We start from the raw sequence: 17381 nt of genomic DNA, 5'->3' as shown, positions 1-17381 counted from the left end.
CCCGTTCGGTGTCGGATCTGGACTCAGAAGTCCATGTCCCCGCCACCCGGGCCAGCCGGGGCAGCCGGGGTCTTCTCCGGCTTGTCCGCGACGACGGCCTCGGTGGTGAGGAAGAGCGCCGCGATGGAAGCGGCGTTCTGCAGCGCCGACCGGGTCACCTTGGCCGGGTCGATGATGCCCGCGGCCAGCAGGTCCACGTACTCGCCGTTGGCGGCGTTGAGGCCGTGACCCGCTTCGATGTTACGGACCTTCTCCACCACAACGCCGCCCTCGAGGCCGGCGTTGACGGCGATCTGCCGCAGCGGGGCGTCCAGCGCGACCTTGACGATGTTGGCACCGGTCGCCTCGTCGCCGACCAGGTCCAGCTTGTCGAAGGCGGTCTTGCCGGCCTGCACCAGCGCGACGCCACCACCCGGGACGATGCCCTCCTCGACGGCGGCCTTCGCGTTGCGAACGGCGTCCTCGATGCGGTGCTTGCGCTCCTTGAGCTCGACCTCGGTGGCCGCGCCGACCTTGATCACCGCAACGCCACCGGCCAGCTTGGCCAGCCGCTCCTGCAGCTTCTCACGGTCGTAGTCGGAGTCGCTCTTGTCGATCTCGGCCCGGATCTGGTTGACCCGACCCTGGATCTGGTCGGCGTCGCCGGCACCGTCGACGATGGTGGTCTCGTCCTTGGTCACCACGACCTTGCGGGCGCGGCCCAGCATGTCGAGGCCGACGGCGTCCAGCTTGAGGCCGACCTCCTCGCTGATGACCTGGCCACCGGTGAGGATGGCGATGTCGGCGAGCATGGCCTTGCGGCGGTCACCGAAGCCCGGAGCCTTGACGGCGACGGACTTGAAGGTGCCCCGGACCTTGTTGACGACCAGGGTGGCCAGGGCCTCGCCCTCGATGTCCTCGGAGATGATCAGCAGCGGCTTGCCCGACTGCATGACCTTCTCGAGGATCGGGAGCAGGTCCTTGACCGACGAGATCTTGCTGTTGACGATCAGGAGGTAGGGGTCGTCGAAGACGGCCTCCATGCGCTCCGGGTCGGTCATGAAGTAGGCCGAGATGTAGCCCTTGTCGAAGCGCATACCCTCGGTGAGCTCCAGCTCCAGCCCGAAGGTGTTGCTCTCCTCGACGGTGATGACGCCTTCCTTGCCGACCTTGTCCATCGCCTCGGCGATGATCTCGCCGACGGTGCTGTCGCCAGCGGAGATGGAGGCGGTGGAAGCGATCTGCTCCTTGGTCTCGACGTCCTTGGCGAGCTTGGACAGCTCCTCCGAGACGCTCGCGACCGCAGCCTCGATGCCCCGCTTCAGGGCCATCGGGTTGGCGCCGGCGGCCACGTTGCGCAGGCCCTCGCGAACCAGGGCCTGGGCCAGGACGGTCGCCGTCGTCGTGCCGTCACCGGCAACGTCGTCGGTCTTCTTGGCGACCTCCTTGACCAGCTCAGCGCCGATCTTCTCGTACGGGTCCTCGAGCTCGATCTCCTTGGCGATGCTCACACCATCGTTGGTGATGGTGGGGGCACCCCACTTCTTCTCGAGCACGACGTTGCGGCCCTTGGGGCCGAGGGTCACCTTTACGGCGTCGGCGAGCTGGTTCATGCCCCGCTCGAGGCCGCGGCGCGCCTCTTCGTCGAACGCGATCATCTTGGCCATACGGCGTTGTCCTCCTGGACACTCACGGGCCACCCGAGATGTGTGCCCCGGGTGGGCCGCCTGGTGTACGCACCTTGGGACGTCGCCACCTGGCGACGACGACGTCCTTCGGCCGGGCCGGATAGCCCGCGACGACCGGCCATGTGTCACCCCGGCGTCTCCGCGCCGGCGCGACCCTGGCCCCACCGTCCCGACCATTGGCACTCACGGTATGCGAGTGCCAATGACTTGTTTAGCACTCTCCCCTGCCGAGTGCAAGCACGAACGCCTCGGTCAACGGAGTTCCGCGGCTAGTCCGGCGCCGTTCACCGGCCCCTCATGGGCCCGCTGCTCGGCGTACGTCACCAGCAGCCCCACCAGTTGCGCGAGATGGACGGGGAGGGCCAGCACCGCGCCGACGGCGATCACCAGCACCACGCCGATCGCGGAACCCGGGGTGGCGAGTGGGTCGGCCCCGAACGGGGCGCTGCCGACCCCCTCCAGCACGCCGGCGACCACAGTGCCGACGATCAGCGCCGCCGCCACCAGCGCCACCCGACCCAGCAGCAGCCCCAGCCGGTCGTGGAACATCCGGAACGACCGGCCGATCGGGTTCTCCCGCTCGAAGAGATAGACCGGCCCGGCCATGCTGAGCGCGAAGGCGAGATAGATGCCGGGGAGGACGCAGAAGCAGACGCCCAGGCCGACGATCACGCCGATCAGCAGCGTCCAGCCCCAGAGCCCGAGCGCGCGGCGCAGGCCGTAGCGCAGCGCCTCCCCCAGGCTGACCGGCTCACCGACCGCCTGACGGGTGATCACCCAGGTGCCGGCCGCCCAGCCCACGGCCTGCACCAACCCGATCAGCAGGCTGCCGCCGATGAGCACCAGGAACATGGTCGCCAGGTCGGTGAAGAAGGTGTCCGGCAGGGAGGTCGACTCCTCGACGGCGGTCGTCTCCCACTTCGCGGTCGGGTCCAGCCCGAGCGAGAGCACCGACAGCACCGCCGCCGGCAGCACCTGCGTGAGCAGCAGGATGGGCAGCAGCAGTCGCCAGCCACGCCGGACCGCGCCGACGCACCGGTCGAACCAGGCGCCCAGCCCGGCCCCCGGTGGGGTGACCAGCCGGTCCGCCGGATCGAGGCCCGGCGGATACCACCCGGAGGCCGGGGGTCCCGGGTACCAGGGCTGCCCGCCGTACGGCCCGGCGCCGACCGGGTAGCCGCCGGTGGGCGGGAACACCCAACCCTGCGGAGGCGCGCCCGGTGGCGGCCCCCAGGCGGGCGGCACGCTCGGATCCCAGCCGGGAGGGGCACCCGGCGGCGGGCCCCAGGGGGATGGCGCGGTCGGGTCACCAGCGGGAGGACTTGACGCGGCCGGGTGCGGGCCGGACGGGTCGGGCTGACCCGGGGGTGGGGAGGCCGGGGGCGGCTGGTCGGACATGAACCCTCCTCAGCAACGGCTGGAATGGTTCACGATCTTCCAGGGTCCGGCCGCGTGACGCAGCCCCGGCCCTCCGGGACGAGCCGGCGTCGGCCCACTCAGGCGATGACGCGCACCCGCTCCGCCTGCGGGCCCTTCTGGCCCTGCGCGATGTCGAACTCCACCCGCTGGCCGTCGTCCAGCGCCTTGTAGCCGTCCATCTCAATCGCGGAGAAGTGGACGAACACGTCCTGACCGCCGTCGACGGCGATGAAGCCGTAGCCCTTTTCGGAGTTGAACCATTTAACGGTGCCCTGTGCCACGGTGCACTTCCTCACTCTGCGCGGCGTTGCCTGCCCCGGCGCGCGGCAGGGCCGGGCGCCTCCGGGCCACCGTTCCGGCGATCGATGACGGCCGCTGAAACGGTGACCGAAATCGCACGCTACACGAGGAGTGACGGCCGCGCACGACCACAAATCGGGCATATTCCGATCGCCCCGGCCCCGTTCCCTCGGCCCCGGTTTCCGATCACCCAGATTCACGCCGGTGATTGCCGCAGGCGACGTGAACGGGCGACGCCGGGCGCGTGGACCGCGCAGCGGGATGTCGGAACAACGGTCCGGGGCGTCCAGCGCGCGGCGCCCGGTGACCGGGCCGTTCGAAGGTGGCCGACGGCGGCGGGCGCGGCCGGAGTCGCCGCCCGACGCTGTGATAGGCATGCGGGCATGACCACCTATCCGCGCGGGGCCGCCCCACGGCAGGCGAAGATTCGCCGGGTCCTGCCGGCGGACGCCGCACGGATGCGGGCGCTGCGCCTGGAGATGCTCGCCGACGCGCCGCTGGCCTTCCTGGAGACCCTGGCCGACGCGGCGGCCCGACCGCACGCCGACTACGCCGCCCGGGTCGCGTACACCTCGATCGGGTCCGACACCGCGCAGTTCGTCGCCGACCCGGGCGGCCGGCTGGTCGGGCACGCCGGAGGCACGGCCACCCCGACCGAAACCGGCCTCACCGTCATCTACGCGGTCTACGTGACCCCCGCCTGGCGGGGCGGTGGACTGCTCGCCGAACTGGTCGACGCGGTGGCGGCCTGGTCACGGTCGTGCGGGCGGCCCGAGCTGATGCTGGAGGTGGTGGTCGGCAACGACCGGGCCTACCGGGCGTACCAACGACTCGGCTTCGTCGACACCGGCGTGCGCGTCCCGCACCCCACCATCCCCGCACTCACCGAACTCCAGATGCGCAAACCCGCCTAAACCAAAACCAAAAGACCATCAAAAAGGCAAGACCCGACTAAGACCCACCCCACCCACGGCCGGGCGGCCTCCCGACCAGCGTGCCCCGAAAGGGTTTCCGGGGCAGCCCGCCCCGCGCAGGGATCAAGCCTGACCGCCCGGAGCGGGGCGGGCTGCCCCGGAAACCCCAACCGCAACCAAAGCAAAGATCAAACGTGCCGACGCGACTGCACGATCCGGAACCGATTCGCCACGTACGCCCCGTCGGTCAGCGCCGAGTTGGCCGCCGCGTTGGCGCCGCTGCCGTGGAAGTCGGAGAAGGCCGCCGACTGGTTCACGAAGACCCCGCCGGTCAGGTTGCAGGACAGGTGCACCCCGACCTCGACCGCCACCGCCTCGGTCGCGTCCAGCACCGCTTCGTCGCTGGAGTAGACACCCGCGGTCAACGCGCCCTTCTCGCCGACCGTCCGGCGCAGCAGCTCCAGGCTGTGCGCGGTGGACTCGGTGGCGATGGCGAACGAGATCGGCCCGAACCACTCGCGGCCGTAGGTCTCCGCGTCGTCCGCGGCCAGCTTCACGATGGTCGGGGTACGCACCACCGCGTCGGCGTACGCCGGGTGCGCCACGGCCCGGGACTCCAGCACCGGCTCGCCGACCTTGGTCACCTCGGCCAGCCGCTCCAGCACCCCGTCGTTGACGATGGCGCCGGTCAGCTCCACACCCCGGGCTGGGTCGGCGGTCAGCTTGCCGACCGCCGCGGCGATCCCGCCGGCCACCTCGTCGAAGCTCTTGTGCCCCTGGTCGGTCTCGATGCCACCGGCGGGGATGAAGATGTTCTGTGAGGTGGTGCACATCTGGCCGCTGTACAGGGTCAGCGTGAAGCCGAGGTTGCGGCACATCCCGGCGAAGTCGTCGGTGGAGTCGATCACCACCGTGTTCAGCCCGGCCTTCTCGGTGTAGACCGCCGCCTGCCGGGCGTGCGTCTCCAGCCAGTCGCCGTACTCGGTGGAGCCGGTGAAGTCGACGATCTTCACGGACCGGTGCAGGGCCAGGTCGCTGGCGAGCTTCTCGCCGGGCGCCTCGGCGGCCAGCATGATCAGATTCGGGTCGAAGCCCGCCTCGGCGAGCACCTCCCGGGCGTACTTCACGGTGATGGCCAGCGGCAGCACCGCGCGCGGGTGCGGCTTGACGATCACCGGGTTGCCGGTGACCAACGAGGCGAACAGCCCCGGGTACGAGTTCCAGGTCGGGAAGGTGTTGCAGCCGATCACCAGCGCCACCCCACGCGGCACCACGTGGAACGTCTTGGTCATCCGCAGCGGGTCGCCCTTGCCGGCGGCCTTCTCCCAGCCGGCCGTCCCCGGGTGCCGGGTCATCTCGGCGTACGCGTACGCCAGTGCCTCCAGCGCCCGGTCCAGCGCGTGCGCGCCACCGGCCTGGAAGGCCATCACGAACGCCTGCCCGCTGGTGAACTGCACCGCGTTGGCCAGTTCGAAGATGTGCTTGTGCAGCCGGTCGAGGATCTCCAGGCAGACGCCCACCCGAGCCTGCGGGCCGGCGTCGCGCCAGGCCGGCAGCGCGGCGGTGGCGGCGGCGACCAGCTCGTCGGTGCCGGCGTGCGGGTAGCGCACCGCCAGCTCCACCCCGAACGGGCTCGCCTCGGTGGCGACCCGGTCGCCAGCGCCCGGCTGGTCGAGCGGGAAGTCGCCACCCAGGTACGCCTCGAAGGCGGCCTTACCGTCGGCGGCGGCGGTCTCGCCGTACACGCGAGGGCTGGGGGACTCGGGATAGGCGGACCAGTAGCCCCGCTCCGTGATCGCGGTCAGCGCACGGTTGAGGGTGTCGGCGTGCCTGTCGTACAGGGGATGCGGGGTCTCCGTCATGCCCGCCATCATGCCGCAGCCGTGTCCGGGAGCAGAAGCGCCAATGCCCGACAGCGCAGCAGGCCGCGCGGAGGTCGGGATTGGTCCGGACGGCAGCGGGTATCCGCCGTGCTCGGGCCAGGAAAGGGCGATGGGTGGGGATCACCGAGATCCGGGTACACGGGGTGGCCGACAAGGGTCCGGAGACGATCCTCGACCGACCCATCGTGGTACGGGTCGCCGGGGACGACGACGCGGGCTTCTACCGACCCCGGCCCGGCTTCGGCGATCCGGCGGACCCGGGCGGGGCGACGCTGGAGGCGTACCGCTGGAGTCGGTTGACCGGCGGCGGCACCGCGAGACGGACCTTCTCCCTGGTCCTGCTGCTCCCGTTCATGCTCAGCAACATCGCGGCCTGGACGCTGCCGGTCCCCGGCCAGAGCGGCACCGCCGCGCGAGCGGTGTGTCGTCTGCTGGCCGCGACGATGACCGCGATGTACGTGCTCTCCACCGTCGGGGTGTCCCTCGACCTGATCGCCTGGCAGTGCGCGGCCTACCCGAGGTGCCTGGAGGGGCGCCGGGAGATCTCCTGGCTGGGTGGCGTGCCGCCGGGCCAGCGCCTCGCATTGCTGGCCGCGCTGCCGATCATCGCGATCGCCGTGGTCTGGCGGCTCGGTGCCCGGACCTGGCAGCTCGCCGAGGACAGCGTCCGGGTGCCCGGGGTGGGCGCGGACCGGCTGGACACGCCCGCCTTCTGGGACACTCGCTCGCTGCTGCGTCGGCTGCGCTCATTGCACACCGCGGTGGCGCTGGGCACGCTCGACGTCACGCTGCTGCTGGCGCTCGCTCCGCACGACGGCGCCCTGCCCGGTTGGCTGCTGCTGGCCGCGGACGTGCTGCTGCTCGGCGGCGCGGCGGTGCTGCTCTGCCTGCCGGGCATCGAGCAGCGCCGCGAGCAGGACCAGGTCGTCGCGTCGACGATCCGGTGGGTGGCGGTCGCGCTCACCGCACTGACCCTGGGGTACGCGTTGTCGCCCCGGCCGCCGTGGTCGGCCGAGGGGACGCTGCCCGGGTACGGCGTGCTGGTCGCCGGGCTCTTCGCCGGGCAGATGGTGCTGCTCGCCGTGTTGAGCGTGGTCGTCCTGGTGCAGCGCCGTCACCTGTCGCGGCCGCGCTACCTGCTCACCGGGGCGGGGGCGCCCGTGCTCATATCCGTCGCGATCGGGCTGGGAGTCGCTTACTCCTCGGGCATGACCTACGGACTCGCCGAGTACCTGGACCGTGGTTCCAGCCCGACGCCGGCCCGGCCGCTGCCGCCCGACGCACCACCGCTGGAACCGCCGGTCGCCTACCGGTGGGTCACCCTGGGCTTCTCCCTGGCAGTGCTGGTGGTGATCGTGGTGGCTCTGCTCGCCCCCCGGATCGGCCGGGACCGCCGCCGCCGGGCGGCCGAGGAGCTGGTCCGGGCGGACTACCCGGAAGCGTCCCAGGTGCCACCGGAACGGCCCAGGGCCGTCCGGGACGCGATCGCGCACGCCTCGCTGGTGGATCGACTCGGGCCGCTGTTGGCCTCCGCGTACGGCGTGCTGGCGGTGCTCACCCTGACCGCGGCCGGGCTGTCGGCGATCGGCCTCGGACCGGGTGCGCTCGCTCTTTCGCTCGGTGGCGAGCCGTTGGCCCGTCCGGTGGTCTTCGTGACCGACCTCGGCGCCCTGCTGATCGGCCTGTTCGCCCTGATCCTCGCCGGGATGGGACTGTTCGCCTACCGGTCCGACGCGATCCGGCTGGTCGGGGTGCTCTGGGACCTGGCCACCTTCTGGCCGCGCGCCACGCACCCGCTCGCCCCGCCCTGCTACGTCGAGCGGGCGGTCCCCGAGCTGACCCGCCGAATCGGGCAGCTCACCGCCGCAGGGGAGGGCGTGGTGCTGTCCGGCCAGAGCCACGGCAGCGTGCTGATCGCGGTGACGGTGCTCCAACTCCCGGACGACTGCCAGCGGCGGATCGCGCTGCTCACCTACGCCTCCCCACTGGGGAAGCGGTACCGCAGGATCTTCCCGGCGTACGTCAACGACGAGGTGTTGCGGGAGCTGGGCGACCGGTTGTCGTGGCGGTGGATCAACCTCTGGCGGTACACCGACCCGGTGGGCGGGCCGGTGTTCGGTCCGACGAAGGTCACGCCCGACGATCCGGCGGCCCGGGTCGACCGCCGGGTACGGGATCCCAAGGGTCTGCTCATCCCGCCGACCGACACCGTGCCGCCCCCGTTGCACGGGCACCGGTTCATCCCGGACGAGGACTTCCAGGCTGCGGTCCGCGAGCTGGCCGGGCAGTTGGACCGGCCGGACGGGTGACCGCCAAGATCAGAGGGTGAGCTGCCAGTTGTTCCAGGAGTCCACCGGGCGGAAGCCGAGCCGCTCGTTGATCGCCACCATGTAGCTGTTGCTGGCCGCGTTGAAGGTGTCGATCACGCGCACCGCCGGCTCGTGGGTGAGCAGGTGGTGCAGGTTCTCGATCTTCGCGAGCAGGCCGAGGCGGTGCCCGCGGTGGTCCGGGTCGACGATGGTGATCTGCTGGAACGCGTGCCAGTCGGCGGACGCGCCCACGTCCAGCAGGGTCCAGGCGACCAGCCGGCCGGACGCCTCGTGCCGTACCCCGAGGTGATAGCGCCGCCGGCCCCGGGCCTCCAGTGCCCGATCGGTGCCCCGGACCCGCTCGGCGTCCACCCGCTCCGGCTCCCACTGCACGTCTCCCATGGGCGCGTCCATGAGCAGCCGGCCGTCCAGGTAGGCGACGTCCGCGACGTACTCCTGCGGGGTCGCGCCCTGCCAGCAGACCGACTGGTAGCCCTCGGCCAGGGTGTGTGCCTCGGCCAGCGCCGCCCTCAGCACGGCCCGGTCGATGGTGTCAACCTCGAGCCGGCGGCGCACCTCGGCCAGCGCCGGCTCCGCGCCGGCCGCGGCGGCGAACGCGCCGCCGGCCGCCGACCGCGCCGGGCCGCCGGGCAGCGCGGAGACCGCCATGCCGAGCACCCGCTTGCGACCGCGCTCGCGCAGCAGACGTACGCCGTGCGCCAGCAACTCCCGGCCGACGCCCCGCCGCCGCAGCGCCGGGTCCACCACCACCTCCGCCGTGGCGTTGTCGGTGTTGTCCAGTTGCGGAAGCTCGAGCTGGAGGTATCCGGCCGGCACGCCGTCCAGCCGGGCCAGCGCCCAGAGGGTCTCGGTGCCGGGCATCGGGGTGTGGAAGAACGCGTCGAAGCGCCGCCGGCAGAAGGGCGGGAAGTCCGGCAGGTCGGCGTCGTTGGCCGCCGCGCCGATCCGGAACGCCTCGTCGACCGCGGCCCGGTCGGCGCCGTCGAATGACGCGATGGTGATGTTCATGCCGCCGAGCGTGCACCTCGGAAACGCGATCGGGCCAGCGAATTAATCGCTGGCCCGATCGGACGTGGTCGGGAGGGACACTCGCACAACGCCTCCGGCGTTGGGTCGCAAGAACTTCAAAAGTCTCCGGCGAAATGCCCTCCCGCACGGAGCATCTTGCGCCGTCCGGTTCCTGCCGTCAAGTCCAGAGCGGCGGGTTTTCCACACTCACAGCTAAATGCCAGTTACCCGGCGGATCGGCCCGATCCCCCATCCGGGCGATCCCCCATCCCCGGCACGGGTGGGAACGAACCTGGGTCAGCCCAGGAGGCCGGCGTCTCGGGCGGCGCGGAGGGAGGGCTTGATGTGGTGCGTCGGGCCGACCTGGTTGGCTACCGCGTCGATGGTCTTCAGGCCCTCGCCGGTGTTGAACACGACCGTCTCCGCCGTGGGGTCGAGCCGGCCGGACTCGACCAGCTTGCGCAGCACCGCCACGGTGACCCCGCCCGCGGTCTCGGCGAAGACCCCGGTGGTACGTGCCAACTGTCGGATGCCGGCGCGGATCTCGTCGTCGTCGGCGTACTCCATCCAGCCGTCCGTGCGGCGGACCGCCTCCAGGGCGTAGAGGCCGGCGGCCGGGTCGCCGATGTTGAGCGACTTGGCGATGCCGGTGGGCTTGACCGGGGTGATCGTGTCGGTGTCGGCGTGCAGGGCGGTGGCGATCGGGTTGCAGCCGGCGGACTGGGCGCCGAAGACCTTCCAGCCGCCGGCCGGCGCCTCGACCAGACCGATCTCGACCAGCTCGGAGAACGCCTTGTCAATCTTGGTGAGCAGCTCGCCGCTGGCCATCGGGATGACCACCTGGGCCGGGATCCGCCAACCGAGCTGCTCGGCCACCTCGTACCCGAGTGTCTTGGAGCCCTCGGCGTAGTACGGCCGGACGTTGACGTTGACGAACGCGGTGTCCTCGAACTCGTCGGTCTCCACCAGCTCGCCGCAGAGCCGGTTCACATCGTCGTACGAGCCGTCGATGGCGACCAGGTCACCGCCGTAGACCGCGGTGGTGATGACCTTGCCCTGCTCCAGGTCGCTCGGGATGAAGACCACCGAGGGCACCCCGGCGCGGGCGGCGTGCGCGGCCACCGAGTTGGCCAGGTTACCGGTGGAGGCGCAGGCGAACCGGGTGAAGCCGAGCGCCCGGGCGGCGGTGAGCGCCACCGATACGACCCGGTCCTTGAACGAGTGGGTCGGGTTGGCGCTGTCGTCCTTGACCCAGAGCGGCGCGGTGATGCCCAGTTCGGCGGCGAGGTGCGGGGCCGCTACCAGCGGGGTGAGCCCCGGGTTCAGGGTGACGCGGGTGGACGGGTCCTGACCGGCGGGCAGCAGCGCGGCGTACCGCCAGATGTTGTCCGGGCCGGCCTCGATCCGCTCACGGGTGACCGTGGCCAGGGCTGTGGCGTCGTAGTCGACCTCCAGCGGGCCGAAACACTCGTAGCAGGCGTGCTGGGCGGCGAGCGGGTAGCGGGCCGAACAGGCGCGGCAGACCAGGGCGCGGGCGGGGCTGGCGGAGGTGTCGATGCCGGAGGCGGCGAGCGTCGACGTCATGTCGAGGGTCCTCTCATCTTTCCCCGCATCGCACGGTGCGGCGGGGACGGAATTGGCACCTGCCCCGCGGGGCGCTCAGCGGTGAGCGCGCGGGGTGGTTGCCGGGGCGTCGTCGGGCCGTATCCCTCAGCCCCTCTGGATGAGGTATTCAGTTGTGCCGCCGAGTCTAGGCAATGCGGCGACGGGAGGCTCCCGGCGTCCCGCCAGGTGAGCGATCGGCCGGCGGCGGCCGGGACGACCTGCGCCGTCGATCTGACTCGGCCGGCCGGTTAGCGGGCCACCACCGCGACCGGGTCGACGACCGCCGTCCGGTCGACGACGGCGGTCGCCTGGTCCGCGGGCACCGCGGCGGTGCGGGCGCGGGTCGCCACGTTGGCGGCGACCAGGGCGGCGATGGTGATCGCGGCCCCGACAAGCTCGACCGGCTCGGGCCGGTAGCCGCGGGCGATCTGCACTGCGAAGGTGGTCACCGGGACCAGGTTCATGAAGAGCGCGGCGTTGGCGGTGCCGAGCCGCTGCACGCCGGTGTTCCAGGCCAGCACCGCGACCACGGCGCCCACGATCACGGCGTACGCCAACTGCGGCGCGACCGCCACCAGGTCGGCGGCTCCCGGCGCGTGCTGCCAGCCGATGCCGTCGGCGAGCACGCTCGCGGCGAGCATGGCGGCCGTGCCGGCGAGCGCGGTGAGGGTGGTGTACCGCAGCGGCGACCAGCCGCCGAACCGGCTGGCGCCGTGGGTGTAGATGGCCCAGCCGAACACCGCGCCGATCATCATCAGACCGCCGAGGCCGAACTGACCGAGCCCGGCCAGGCTCCCGCGCGTGATCACCAGGCCGACGCCGAGAAGCGCCACCAGGGAGAGGGCCAGCAGGAGCGGCTTCGGGCGTACGCCGTCGCGGACCCAGCGGACCAGCTGGGTGATGACCGGGGTGGTCGCCACGAAGAGGGCGACCTGCTGCGGTGCGGCGTGTTCGAGCGCCAGGTTGGTGAGCACGTTGAAGCCGGCGAAGCCGACCGCGCCGAGCACCGCCACCTCGACCGCCCGGCCGCCGAGCCGCAGCGCGCCGGCGCCCTCGCGGAGCAGCAGGATGCCGACCAGGATGACAGTGGCCAGCAGGTAGCGGGCGGTGGTCAGGTTGAGCGGATCGACCCAGGTCAGCGCACTGGCCAGGATCGGGAACATCACTCCCCAACTGAGCACGGCGAGTAACGGGTAGGCGGCGGCGCGGGATCGCATCGTCAGCTCCAATGTTCGAGTACTTTCGAACCAACGACACCGACCCTAGGGAGATGTTCGACGATTGTCGAACAACGGTTACACTGGTCACATGGAGCCGCACGAACCCGACCTGGCCGCCGTACCGGTCACCGCCGTGCTGGCCGCACTCGCCGACGACGTGCGGCTACAGATCGTGCGGGCGCTCGCCGAGGGCGGCGAGCGCGCCTGTGGCACGTTCGAGATCGGCGTCTCCAAGGCGACCCGCAGTCACCACCTGAAGGTGCTGCGCGAGGCCGGCCTGACCCGCACCCGCGCCGCCGGCACCAGCCGCTACGTCCGCCTCCGCCGCGACGAACTGGACCGCCTCTACCCCGGCCTACTGGACGCGGTCCTCACCCAGTCCAACCGAGGCTGACGTCCGCGAGAGCTGCCGATAGCGAGGGGCCGGGCGGCGGTGGGAAGCCCACATGGGCAAGGATCGGTGAATGATCTTCCACGACGCTGCGACAGCGCGACGGACCAGCGCGGCGGTCGTCATGGTGCTCGCGCTCGGCGCCTGCGCCCCCGCCGACCATCGCGGCCAGGCCGGGGACGGCCCGAGCCCGCCGCCGGCGGTCACGAACGGCCGGCCGGGCGCGCCCAGCCCGACGGCGAGCGTCGACCCGCTGGCCGGTTGCCCGGAGTCCGGTGTCCGGATCCGGTCGACCGGGTCGGACGCCGCCATGGGGCTGCGCGCCCTCGGCCTGGAGCTGGTCAACTGCGGCGACCGCCCCTACCGGATCAAGGGATACCCGGCGCCGCGGGTACTGGACGAGGACCGCAAGCTGATCATCCTGCGCGTGCTGCCCGGGGCGAAGGGGATCACGTCGGGCTTCGACCAGCCGCCCCGGGAGGTCACCCTGCAGACCGGGGAACGGGCCACCGCCGCGGTGCTCTGGCGCAACCTGGTCACCGATTCGAAGGTGGTGGCCACCAACGGGGAATACCTTCGGGTCGCACCCGCCGCCGGGCAGCCGGCCGAGGACGTCGACCCGGACGGCCCGATCGACGTGGGCAACACCGGCCGGATCGGCGTCAGTGCCTGGAAGAAGGCAGAGCCGTCCACGCCGGTGCCGACGCGGCCCGCCCCACCGCCGGTGAGCCCATCGGACAGCCGGCTATGAGGTGATGTCCTTGCGGGTGAAGCGCCAGAACGCCAGCCCCCAGAACAGCGTCGCGTAGCTGATCGCCGAGATGCAGCCGCGTACCACGTCGTCGGTCTGCACCGGGGTGGAGAGCAGTCCCAGCCAGGCGGTGCTGAAGTGGGTGGGCAGAAAGTCGCGCAGCACGCCGAGGGCGGTGATCTGGTCCAGGATGCTGGACAGGATCCACAGCAGCACCGCGCCGCCCACCGCGCCCAGCGCGGCGTCCGTGGTCACCGACAGCAGGAACGCCAGGCCGGCGACCACCAGCAGGACGACCGCCAGGTAGCCGAGCACGGCCAGCAGCCGGAGCAGCCCCTCGGTCGGCTCCAGCTCGGCGGCGACCGTGCTGCGCAACGGCGACCAGCCGTACCGCAGGGTGCCCGCGGCCAGGGCCGTGCCGGCCAGCAACAGCAGGGCCAGCCCCGAGTACGCGAGCGCGACCACCAGCTTCACGGTGAGCAGCCGGGCCCTGGGCACCGGGATCGCCAGCAGGTAACGCAGGCTGCCCCAGCTCGCCTCGCTGGCCACCGTGTCGCCGCAGAACAGCGCGACGACGACCACGAGCAGGAACGACGCCGACACGAAGATCGAGAACAGGGTGAAGTTGAGCCCGCCGGACGTGGCCAGGTCGACCAGACTGGCGAACTCGTTGTTGCCGTTGTCGTCGTCGCCGCCCGAGTTGAACTGGAAGGCGACCAGGATGATCAGCGGCAGCAGGACCATGAACCCGAGCGCCAGCTGAGTCCGCCGCCGGGACGCCTGCCGGCGGAACTCCGCGCCGAACGGCATCGTCGCCGACGGCCGGTAGCCCCGGGCCGCACCGGCCGGATCGGTGACGCCCATCGGCGTCTCGACGGAAGAGCCAGCCATCACCGGTCACCGCTTCCCCGAGAGTTCTCGCCCACCAGGGCGAGGAACGCGTCCTCCAGGCGGCGCCGGGGCACCACCCGGTCCACCCCGATGCCGGCGCGCACCAACTCGGCCACCACGTCGCTGCGGGCCGTGCCGTTGGTGTCGACCACCAGCTGACCGTCGCTCTCCGGCAGCACCCGGACCCCGTGCAGCCGGTCCAGCACCGCCCGCGCCGCCACCGGGTCGGTGACGTCGAAGAGGACGCTCGGCGACTCGCCCACGATCTCCTCCACCGGCCCGGACGCCACGATCCGGCCCTTGTTCACCACCACCGCGTGCGTACAGGTCTGCTCCACCTCGGCCAGCAGGTGGCTGGAGACCAGCACGGCCCGGCCGTCCGTGGCGTACCGCTGGAGCACCCGGCGCATCTCGGCGATCTGCGGCGGATCGAGCCCGTCGGTCGGCTCGTCCAACACCAGCAGCTCCGGCAGGCCCAGCATGGCCTGCGCGATGGCCAGCCGCTGGCGCATCCCGTGGCTGTAGTTCTTGATCTTCCGGTGCACCGAGTCGCCCAGGCCGGCGATCTCCAGTGCCGCGTCGAAATGCGCGTCCTCCCACGGCCGCCCGGTGGCCCGCCAGTACGCCTTCAGGTTGTCCAGACCCGACAGGTGCGGCAGGAAACCGGGCCCCTCCACCAGCGCGCCGATCCGGGACAGCACCGGCGAGCCGGGCACCAGCCGTCGGCCGAAGACGTAGATCTCCCCGGCGGTCGGCTGGGTCAGCCCCATCAGCACCCGCAGCGTGGTGGTCTTGCCGGCGCCGTTCGGCCCGAGCAGGCCCACCACCTGACCCGGATGGACCTCGAAGTCCACGTTCGACACCGCGACGAAGCCGTCCGCGTACTCCTTGCGCAGCCGGCGCACGGCCAGCGGCGTGCCCGCGTACTCCGGGTGCACGGAGCGGTCCTGCCGGCGGTGCCGGCGGCGGACCACGGCCACGACCACGACGAGGCCGATCGCGATGGCGGCGAGCAGGCCGGCGAGCACCCAGCGCCAGATCGTCGCCGTGGTGGGGATCGGCTCCCCGCTGACCGTGGGCAGGCTGACCGCGCCGTCCGCCGCCACCGTGTAGACGGTGGGCTGGGCCGGCGTGGTGTACGCCTGGTCGGAGCTGGCCACCACCAGCCGCAGCTGGTGACCGGCCTCGACCCGGCGGACGATCCCGGGCAGCGTCACGGTGACCGGGCGGGCGTCCTGCACCCGCTGCGGCAGGCCGGTGAGCCGGACCGGGGCGACCAGCCCGTTCGGCAGGGTGGCCGCGCCGTCCGGGTCGACGTCGTAGAGCTTGACGAAGAGCACCGCCTCGCCGGTCGGTGAGGCGGCCCGCAGGGTGACGGTGGGGGCGCCCGCCACGTCGACCGCATCGGTCAGCGGCGCCGACTCGAAACGGGCGTGCTGGCCGGGCACGTCGCCGGCCACCCCGTCCAGCAGCGAGGCGAGGCCGCCGGCGAACGGCACCCAGGAGATGGCGGCCGGGTTGCCGTTCGGGGGGTTCGCGATCGGCTGGGCCGGGCCGGCGACCGTGACCTCCCGGCGGGCAGTGCCAACCAGGCCCGGGTAGTCGGTGCGGCGGAAGCCGGTCGCGACCAGGCCCCGGTCGAGCGCGTCGAAGCCGGCGATCCGCGACCAGGTGAAGTCGTCGCCGGGCGCGTCGCCCTCGCCCTTGACGTAGTGGTCCAGCCACTGGACGGTCAGGAACTTCACCCGGTCCGAGTCCGAACGGGGGCCCGCACCGCCGTCGTGCCCGCCGGTGAACCAGGCGACCCGTACCGGCGTGCCGGCGGCGGCGATGCCCTTCGCGTTGGCGTCCGCCTCGCCGAGGGGGAAGAGGGTGTCCGCCTCGCCCTGCACCAGCAGGGTGGGCGCCGCGATCCGGTCCAGCACGCCCGCCGGGCTGGACCGGCGCAGCAGGTCCACGGCGGCCTGGTCGGCCCGGCCGGTGGTGGCGATCCGCAGGTACGCGGCGCACACGTCGGCGGCGAACCGGCCGCAGGACGGGTCGGCGGCACCCGCCGGAACGCCACCGGGACCGGTGCCCGGGCCGGCGCCCGGCCCCGGGCTGGGCGGGCCGGCTGACGCGGGTGCTCCCTCGGGCTGGGCGGCGGTCCCTCCGGAGAGCCCGGCCGGGCCGGTGCCCACGTTGCCGCCCCCACCGAAGAAGAGACCGGCCCAGCCCTTCTTGAACACGCCCTCGGTCGGCGCTCCGCCGGTGCTCTCCGGCAGGAACGCCCGGGACAGGTCGTTCCAGGTGATCATGGGGACGATCGCGTCCACCCGGCGGTCCTGGGCGGCCAGCAGCAGCGCCAACCCACCGCCGTACGAGCCGCCAACCACACCGACCTTCGGGTCGCCGGCGCCGTCGGTGCGCACCTCCGGCCGGGCGGCCAGCCAGTCCAGCAGTCGTTGCGCGTCGCGTACCTCGTAGTCCGGGCTGTCCAGGTGGATCTCGCCGCCGCTGCGGCCGAAGCCCCGCGCGGTCCAGGTGAGCACCGCGTAGCCGCGCCCGGCGAACTCCTCCGCGTCGGAGCGCACCGACTCCTTGGTGCCGCCGAACCCGTGCGCCAGCAGCACCGCCGGCACCTTCCGACCGGACGAGGCGTCGGTCGGCAGGTAGAAGGTGGTGTCCAGGTCCACCGGCTGGTCGCCGGCCGGTCCGGAGCGGACCGTGAGCATCGCGCTCTCGGTGCGTACGCCCGATCCCCGCGGCCACACCGCCCAGGTCACGGCAGCCGCCAGGAGCACGACGACCGCTGCTGCGGCGATCGCTCGGCGGCGGGTGGGCAGGGCACGCCGGAACCACGCGGCCGGCGACGGCGATCTCATGCGGCACACGGTACGGGCCGCAGGCTGAGCGTTGGCTGAGATCCGCCGTACGTCCGTCCGGTTGCCCCGATCGGCGATTCGGCTAGATGCGACCGCGCACCGTCGAAGGCTGCGCAGTGAGTTGAGTTCGGATCACGT

Annotated in this window: 13 protein-coding genes and 1 riboswitch; of the genes, 4 read left to right on the top strand and 9 right to left on the bottom strand. The window is 72.3% G+C overall.

The genetic code is table 11. The features are described 5' to 3' along the window. Positions 1-23: 23 nt before the first annotated feature. The 3 genes from groL to ACWD5O_RS05505 form a co-directional block, all read right to left on the bottom strand. Positions 24-1646 carry a chaperonin GroEL gene (groL, locus tag ACWD5O_RS05515; protein WP_354963547.1) on the bottom strand — a complete coding sequence of 541 codons (1623 nt, stop codon included), beginning with the start codon at positions 1644-1646 and terminating at the stop codon, positions 24-26. 273 nt (positions 1647-1919) lie between these two features. Further along, complete coding sequence (locus ACWD5O_RS05510) at positions 1920-2912, bottom strand: hypothetical protein (protein ID WP_354963546.1); 993 nt, start codon at positions 2910-2912, stop codon at positions 1920-1922. Positions 2913-3163: 251 nt separating this feature from the next. Beyond that, complete coding sequence (locus tag ACWD5O_RS05505) at positions 3164-3367, bottom strand: cold-shock protein (protein WP_089018748.1); 204 nt, start codon at positions 3365-3367, stop codon at positions 3164-3166. 402 nt (positions 3368-3769) lie between these two features. On the opposite strand from ACWD5O_RS05505, the gene ACWD5O_RS05500 reads away from it, so the two are divergent. Beyond that, entirely contained in the window at positions 3770-4300 is a 531-nt protein-coding gene (locus ACWD5O_RS05500) for a GNAT family N-acetyltransferase (protein WP_354963545.1), read from the top strand. Positions 4301-4488: 188 nt separating this feature from the next. Here ACWD5O_RS05500 and paaN read toward each other — a convergent pair whose 3' ends face one another. Continuing rightward, the gene (gene paaN / locus ACWD5O_RS05495; protein ID WP_354963544.1) at positions 4489-6162 is read right to left on the bottom strand and encodes a phenylacetic acid degradation protein PaaN; all 1674 of its coding nucleotides are present in this window, start codon (positions 6160-6162) and stop codon (positions 4489-4491) included. Between the two features lie 134 nt (positions 6163-6296). Between paaN and ACWD5O_RS05490 the strand changes: the two genes are divergently transcribed. Next, on the top strand, positions 6297-8492 hold the full coding sequence (locus ACWD5O_RS05490; RefSeq protein WP_450084678.1) for a hypothetical protein: 2196 nt from the start codon (positions 6297-6299) through the stop codon (positions 8490-8492). Positions 8493-8501: 9 nt separating this feature from the next. Here ACWD5O_RS05490 and ACWD5O_RS05485 read toward each other — a convergent pair whose 3' ends face one another. From ACWD5O_RS05485 to ACWD5O_RS05475, 3 genes are all read right to left on the bottom strand, one after another. Continuing rightward, positions 8502-9521 carry a GNAT family N-acetyltransferase gene (locus tag ACWD5O_RS05485; protein ID WP_354963542.1) on the bottom strand — a complete coding sequence of 340 codons (1020 nt, stop codon included), beginning with the start codon at positions 9519-9521 and terminating at the stop codon, positions 8502-8504. A gap of 297 nt (positions 9522-9818) precedes the next feature. Beyond that, on the bottom strand, positions 9819-11105 hold the full coding sequence (thrC, locus tag ACWD5O_RS05480) for a threonine synthase (RefSeq protein WP_354963541.1): 1287 nt from the start codon (positions 11103-11105) through the stop codon (positions 9819-9821). A 10-nt stretch (positions 11106-11115) separates the two neighbouring features. After that, positions 11116-11251, bottom strand: a riboswitch (SAM riboswitch). A 123-nt stretch (positions 11252-11374) separates the two neighbouring features. Next, a complete protein-coding gene (locus ACWD5O_RS05475; protein WP_354963540.1) occupies positions 11375-12343 on the bottom strand; it encodes a DMT family transporter in 969 nt (322 codons plus the stop codon). Positions 12344-12434: 91 nt separating this feature from the next. Here ACWD5O_RS05475 and ACWD5O_RS05470 point away from each other — a divergent pair, with 91 nt between their 5' ends. After that, on the top strand, positions 12435-12740 hold the full coding sequence (locus tag ACWD5O_RS05470) for an ArsR/SmtB family transcription factor (protein ID WP_354963539.1): 306 nt from the start codon (positions 12435-12437) through the stop codon (positions 12738-12740). Between the two features lie 70 nt (positions 12741-12810). Continuing rightward, on the top strand, positions 12811-13488 hold the full coding sequence (locus ACWD5O_RS05465) for a DUF4232 domain-containing protein (protein WP_354963538.1): 678 nt from the start codon (positions 12811-12813) through the stop codon (positions 13486-13488). Here ACWD5O_RS05465 and ACWD5O_RS05460 read toward each other — a convergent pair. Together ACWD5O_RS05460 and ACWD5O_RS05455 are read right to left on the bottom strand one after the other, a co-directional pair. Beyond that, positions 13483-14379 carry an ABC transporter permease gene (locus tag ACWD5O_RS05460; protein WP_354963537.1) on the bottom strand — a complete coding sequence of 299 codons (897 nt, stop codon included), beginning with the start codon at positions 14377-14379 and terminating at the stop codon, positions 13483-13485. The two genes, ACWD5O_RS05465 and ACWD5O_RS05460, sit on opposite strands and share 6 nt — an antisense overlap. Continuing rightward, a complete protein-coding gene (locus ACWD5O_RS05455) occupies positions 14379-17243 on the bottom strand; it encodes an alpha/beta fold hydrolase (RefSeq protein WP_450084677.1) in 2865 nt (954 codons plus the stop codon). Before ACWD5O_RS05455 ends, ACWD5O_RS05460 begins: the two co-directional genes overlap by 1 nt. Positions 17244-17381: the final 138 nt, after the last annotated feature.

It is taken from the genome of Micromonospora sp. NPDC005161 (genome assembly GCF_053599855.1).
Note: the sequence above shows the minus strand (reverse complement) of the source record. Positions and strands in the feature narration are given on the sequence as shown.

Coding starts and splice junctions, on each gene's coding strand:
- groL (WP_354963547.1), bottom strand. CDS start 1,646: ATGGCCAAGATGATCGCGTTCGACGAAGAGGCGCGCCGCGGCCTCGAG.
- ACWD5O_RS05500 (WP_354963545.1), top strand. CDS start 3,770: ATGACCACCTATCCGCGCGGGGCCGCCCCACGGCAGGCGAAGATTCGC.
- paaN (WP_354963544.1), bottom strand. CDS start 6,162: ATGACGGAGACCCCGCATCCCCTGTACGACAGGCACGCCGACACCCTC.
- ACWD5O_RS05485 (WP_354963542.1), bottom strand. CDS start 9,521: ATGAACATCACCATCGCGTCATTCGACGGCGCCGACCGGGCCGCGGTC.
- thrC (WP_354963541.1), bottom strand. CDS start 11,105: ATGACGTCGACGCTCGCCGCCTCCGGCATCGACACCTCCGCCAGCCCC.
- ACWD5O_RS05475 (WP_354963540.1), bottom strand. CDS start 12,343: ATGCGATCCCGCGCCGCCGCCTACCCGTTACTCGCCGTGCTCAGTTGG.
- ACWD5O_RS05470 (WP_354963539.1), top strand. CDS start 12,435: ATGGAGCCGCACGAACCCGACCTGGCCGCCGTACCGGTCACCGCCGTG.
- ACWD5O_RS05465 (WP_354963538.1), top strand. CDS start 12,811: ATGATCTTCCACGACGCTGCGACAGCGCGACGGACCAGCGCGGCGGTC.
- ACWD5O_RS05460 (WP_354963537.1), bottom strand. CDS start 14,379: ATGGCTGGCTCTTCCGTCGAGACGCCGATGGGCGTCACCGATCCGGCC.
- ACWD5O_RS05455 (WP_450084677.1), bottom strand. CDS start 17,243: ATGAGATCGCCGTCGCCGGCCGCGTGGTTCCGGCGTGCCCTGCCCACC.